The following is a 4411-nucleotide window of genomic DNA, read 5'->3' on the forward strand; positions in this document are numbered from 1 at the left end:
GAAGCGCAGCACCGGCGCCGGCGCCTGCACGGCGCGCCGGTAGACGGCCAGGGCGAGCGATTCGTAGTAGCCGGCTGCGCCTTCGGCGCCGGCGTAGCGCGCCAGCATCGGCACGGCGCGCACGACGCCGTCGTCGTCTTCGTCGACGAAGAAGTTGAGAAAACCGGCCGGCGCCGCCTCGGCCAGCACGGGGATGCTGGCGCCGAAGCTGTGCCAGCGGGCGATGCCGGCCGCTTCCTGTGCATCGGCCTGCGGTGGCAGCACGGGCGCGGGCAGCCGCCCGGCCGGCGGCGCGGCATCGGCGGGCGTGAAGTAGAAGCCCAGCACGGCGGGCGTGCCGGCCAGCGCGCGGGCGAAGGCGGTGTCGTGGTCCTGCGCGGCGGCCAGGCGGTCGATCTCCGTGCGCAGGCCGGCATCGGCTGCGGCCGCCGGCAGCGTGCGCAGCTCGCGCAGCAGTTCCTCGCCGGCCTTGCGGTCGGGCTCGGTGAACATGATGTCGAAGCCGAGGGCGGCCACGCGCTGGCGGCCGGTGAGTTCGGTGGCCAGGCGGGCCAGCAGGTCGCGGCGCCAGGGCCACTGGCCGACGCGCTGCAGGCTGGCGTCGTCGATGTCGATGATGACGATGCGCGGGTCGGGCGTGCCGGGCATGGTGGCGCGCACGCGCGCGTCGTAGATCCAGGCGTCGAGCCGGTCCAGCAGCGGCAGGCGCCACACGCCGGCCACGTGCAGCAGCGCCAGCAGGACGGGGACCAGGGTGGCCGCCACGCGCGGCCCGTGGCCGGCCAGCAGCCTCATCGGCAGGCGTCAGCCGTGGACGAACTGCATGCGCGTGCCGCCCAGTTCGAGCACGTCGCCGTCCTGCAGGGCGACGGCCTCGGCGCCGAGCGGCTCGCCGTTGAGCGTGGTGCCGCCGTCGACGGGCGCGACGACGTAGCCATGCAGGCGCCGGGTGATAGCGGCCACCGCCACGCCGGGCTTGCCGATGGTGGTGACGACCTTCTGCAGCGAGACCTCGCGCCCGGCGCCGGAGCCGCTGAGCACGCGGATGACGGCCTGGGCACCGAGCCCGCCCAGCGGCATGGGCGCGGTGACGCCAACCGACAGCGGCACGGGCGCGGAAGCCGGCACCAGGCCGGCGGCTGCCGGCCGGGGCGGCTCGGCGCCGGCCGGGCCGCCGTTGACGGCCAGGTAGCGGATCTTGTACTTGCCGACCTCGATGACGTCGTTGTGCTCCAGGGCCTGCCGGCGGATGGCGCGCGCGTTGACGTAGGTGCCGTTGGTGCTGTTGAGGTCTTCGAGGTAGACATCGTTGCCGATCATGTGCAGCACGGCGTGCTCGCCGCTGACGGCGAGATTGTCGATGACGATGTCGTTGTAGGGCCGACGGCCGAGCGTGGTGCGCTCCTTGGCGAGCGACACCTCCTTGAGGACGACTCCGTCAATGGCAACCACCAGTTTCGGCATGGCCGATCTCCTGAACGCGAGATTGTTGTTCTGCGCCACCCCGGCGTGGGGGGAGTCCGTCCACTCACGGCGCGCTACGCTGCCAATGCCACCGGGTTGGCGCGGGCCAGCACGACGGAGACGTTGTCCCGGCCTCCATTTTCATTGGCTATTGAAACCAAAAGTGTTGCTTTCTCGGCCAGGACTATATCTTGTAACAAAAGTGTGAAAAGCTGCGCGTCCGGGACCATCTCGCTCAGGCCGTCGGAGCACAGCAGGAAGAGGTCGTCCGGCTCGGCCGAGTGTTCGTTCATCTCCAACTCGACCTGCGGCTCGATGCCGAGGGCGCGGGTGACGAGGTTGCGGTGCGGCGACACGGCGGCCTGCTCGGGGGTGATGGCGCCCGCGTCGAGTTGCGCCTGCAGCAGCGAGTGGTCGCGGGTGAGCAGCTGGAGCTGCCCGCGCCGCAGCCGGTAGCAGCGCGAGTCGCCGATGTGGCCGACCAGCACCCGCCCCGGGCCGAAGGCGGCGACCACCAGGGTGGTGCCCATGCCGCGCAGCTGCTCGTTGCCGGCGCTGGCCTCGTAGATCGCGCGGTTGGCCTCGTCGGTGCTGGCCTGCAGGGCGCGCCGCATGGTGCGCACCGGCGCCGCGTGGCCGGCATGCGCCAGCCAGCGGCCGAAGCTGGCCTGCAGCAGCGCGATGGCCATGCCGCTGGCCACCTCGCCGCCGTTGTAGCCGCCCATGCCGTCGGCCAGCACGGCCAGGCCGAGGGCCGGGTCGAAGGCGATGGCGTCTTCGTTGTTGGCCCTCACTTTCCCCGCATCCGTCAGCGCCGCGAATTCCCAGGCGAGGGGCACAGGGCGGGCGGGCGCGTCGGCGGCAGGGGGCATGGAGCGGGCAGGGTATCAGGCGCTCAGGCAGGAGACGTGGATGATCGCCGATTCATCCACTTGCCGAGCAGCACCACGAGCACGGCGCCGGCGGCGGCGGCGGCATGCAGCAGCCAGGGCTGGGCCGCGACCACCTCGTGCAGCGAGACGTCGCTGGCGATGGTCTCGCCGCCCACCCAGCCGATGAGCGCGGCACCGAGCATGACGATGATGGGGAAGCGCTCCATCAGCTTGATCATGAGCGTGCTGCCGAAGACGACCAGCGGGATGCTGATGGCCAGACCCAGCACGAGCAGGACCATGCTGCCCTGCGCGGCGGCGGCGACGGCGATGACGTTGTCCAGGCTCATGACCAGGTCGGCGATCAGGATGGTGCGCACGGCCGCCATCATGCCGCCGACTTCCTTGTCCTCGCCGCCTTCCTCGTCCTCGTCGCCCAGCAGTTGCACGCCGATCCACAGCAGCAGCAGGCCGCCGACGATCTCCAGGTAGGGCAGCGCGAGCAGCTTGGCCGCGACGATGGTGAGCAGCACGCGCAGCACCACGGCCGCGCCGGAGCCGAACAGGATGGCCTTCTTCTGCTGCTCGGGCGGCAGGGCGCGGGCGGCCAGGGCGATGACGACGGCGTTGTCGCCGGACAGGATGATGTTGATCCAGACGATCTTGACCAGACCGATCCAGAAGTCGGCGCTTTGCAGCAATTCCATGTTGATATCTCCACGTTGTTATGAATGGAAAGGGCGCCCGCAACGGTCATCGCGGGCGCCCTTTCGTTTATGTGGCTTGAGGTGTCTCGCGTCGTGTGCGACGCGGATCAGATCAGCGACTTGAGCAGCTTGCCCATCTCCGACGGGTTGCGCGTGACCTTGAAGCCGCACTCTTCCATGATGGCGAGCTTGGCATCGGCCGTGTCGGCGCCGCCGCTGATGAGCGCGCCGGCGTGGCCCATGCGCTTGCCCGGAGGCGCGGTGACACCGGCGATGAAGCCGACCACGGGCTTCTTCATGTTGTCCTTGCACCAGCGGGCGGCGTCGGCCTCGTCGGGGCCGCCGATCTCGCCGATCATGATGACGGCGTCGGTCTCGGGGTCGTCGTTGAAGGCCTGCATCACGTCGATGTGCTTCAGGCCGTTGATCGGGTCGCCGCCGATGCCCACGGCGCTCGACTGGCCGATGCCCAGCTCGGTGAGCTGCGCCACGGCTTCATAGGTCAGCGTGCCGGAGCGGCTGACCACGCCGACGCGGCCCTTCTTGTGGATGTGGCCGGGCATGATGCCGATCTTGATCTCGTCGGGCGTGATCAGGCCGGGGCAGTTGGGGCCGAGCAGCAGCGTCTTCTTGCCGCCCTTGGCTTCCTTGGCCTTCATCCGGTTGCGCACTTCGAGCATGTCCTTGACCGGGATGCCTTCGGTGATGCAGATGGCCAGGTCCAGGTCGGCTTCCACCGCTTCCCAGATGGCGGCGGCGGCGCCGGCCGGCGGCACGTAGATCACGCTCACGGTGGCGCCCGTCTGCTGGGCGGCTTCCTTCACCGACGCGTAGATCGGGATGTTGAAGATCGACTCGCCGGCCTTCTTCGGGTTCACGCCGGCCACGAAGCAGTTCTTGCCGTTGGCGTATTCCTGGCACTTCTCGGTGTGGAACTGGCCGGTCTTGCCCGTGATGCCCTGGGTGATGACCTTGGTGTCCTTGTTGATGTAGATCGACATGGCTTGCGGTTCCTTACTTGACGGCTTCGACGATCTTGGTGGCCGCCTCGGCCATCGTGTCGGCGCTGATGATGGGCAGGCCCGACTCGGCCAGCATCTTCTTGCCCAGTTCCTCGTTGGTGCCCTTCATGCGCACGACCAGCGGCACCGACAGCTGCACCGCCTTGCTCGCGGTGATGACGCCGGTGGCGATGGTGTCGCACTTCATGATGCCGCCGAAGATGTTGACCAGGATGCCCTTGACCTTGGGGTTCTTGAGCATGATCTTGAAGGCCTCGGTCACCTTCTCGGGGGTGGCGCCGCCGCCCACGTCGAGGAAGTTGGCCGGCTCGCCGCCGAACAGCTTGATGGTGTCCATGGTGGCCAT

Annotated in this window: 5 protein-coding genes and 1 pseudogene; all 6 read right to left on the reverse strand. The window is 69.2% G+C overall.

Features of this window, described 5'->3' with window-relative positions; genetic code table 11:
* Window positions 1-795, reverse strand: a 795-nt coding sequence (locus ACIY1X_RS14235) for a CHASE2 domain-containing protein (RefSeq protein ID WP_399681483.1), incomplete at its 3' end; no start/stop codon positions are given.
* A gap of 9 nt (window positions 796-804) precedes the next feature.
* Window positions 805-1464, reverse strand: a complete 660-nt coding sequence (locus ACIY1X_RS14240) for an FHA domain-containing protein (protein ID WP_399681485.1) — start codon at window positions 1462-1464, stop codon at window positions 805-807.
* A gap of 74 nt (window positions 1465-1538) precedes the next feature.
* Window positions 1539-2336, reverse strand: coding sequence for a Stp1/IreP family PP2C-type Ser/Thr phosphatase (locus ACIY1X_RS14245; RefSeq protein ID WP_399681487.1), 798 nt, complete (start codon window positions 2334-2336; stop codon window positions 1539-1541).
* A gap of 23 nt (window positions 2337-2359) precedes the next feature.
* Window positions 2360-3043: a TerC family protein gene (locus tag ACIY1X_RS14250; protein ID WP_399681489.1), complete on the reverse strand. Its 684-nt coding sequence runs from the start codon at window positions 3041-3043 to the stop codon at window positions 2360-2362.
* Between the two features lie 107 nt (window positions 3044-3150).
* Window positions 3151-4044 carry a succinate--CoA ligase subunit alpha gene (gene sucD, locus ACIY1X_RS14255; protein ID WP_038206431.1) on the reverse strand — a complete coding sequence of 298 codons (894 nt, stop codon included), beginning with the start codon at window positions 4042-4044 and terminating at the stop codon, window positions 3151-3153.
* 13 nt (window positions 4045-4057) lie between these two features.
* Window positions 4058-4411 (reverse strand): annotated as a pseudogene (gene sucC, locus ACIY1X_RS14260) (succinate--CoA ligase subunit beta); the annotation flags it as partial.

Source organism: Xenophilus sp. (genome assembly GCF_044462705.1).
Taxonomy (GTDB): domain Bacteria; phylum Pseudomonadota; class Gammaproteobacteria; order Burkholderiales; family Burkholderiaceae_C; genus Xenophilus; species Xenophilus azovorans.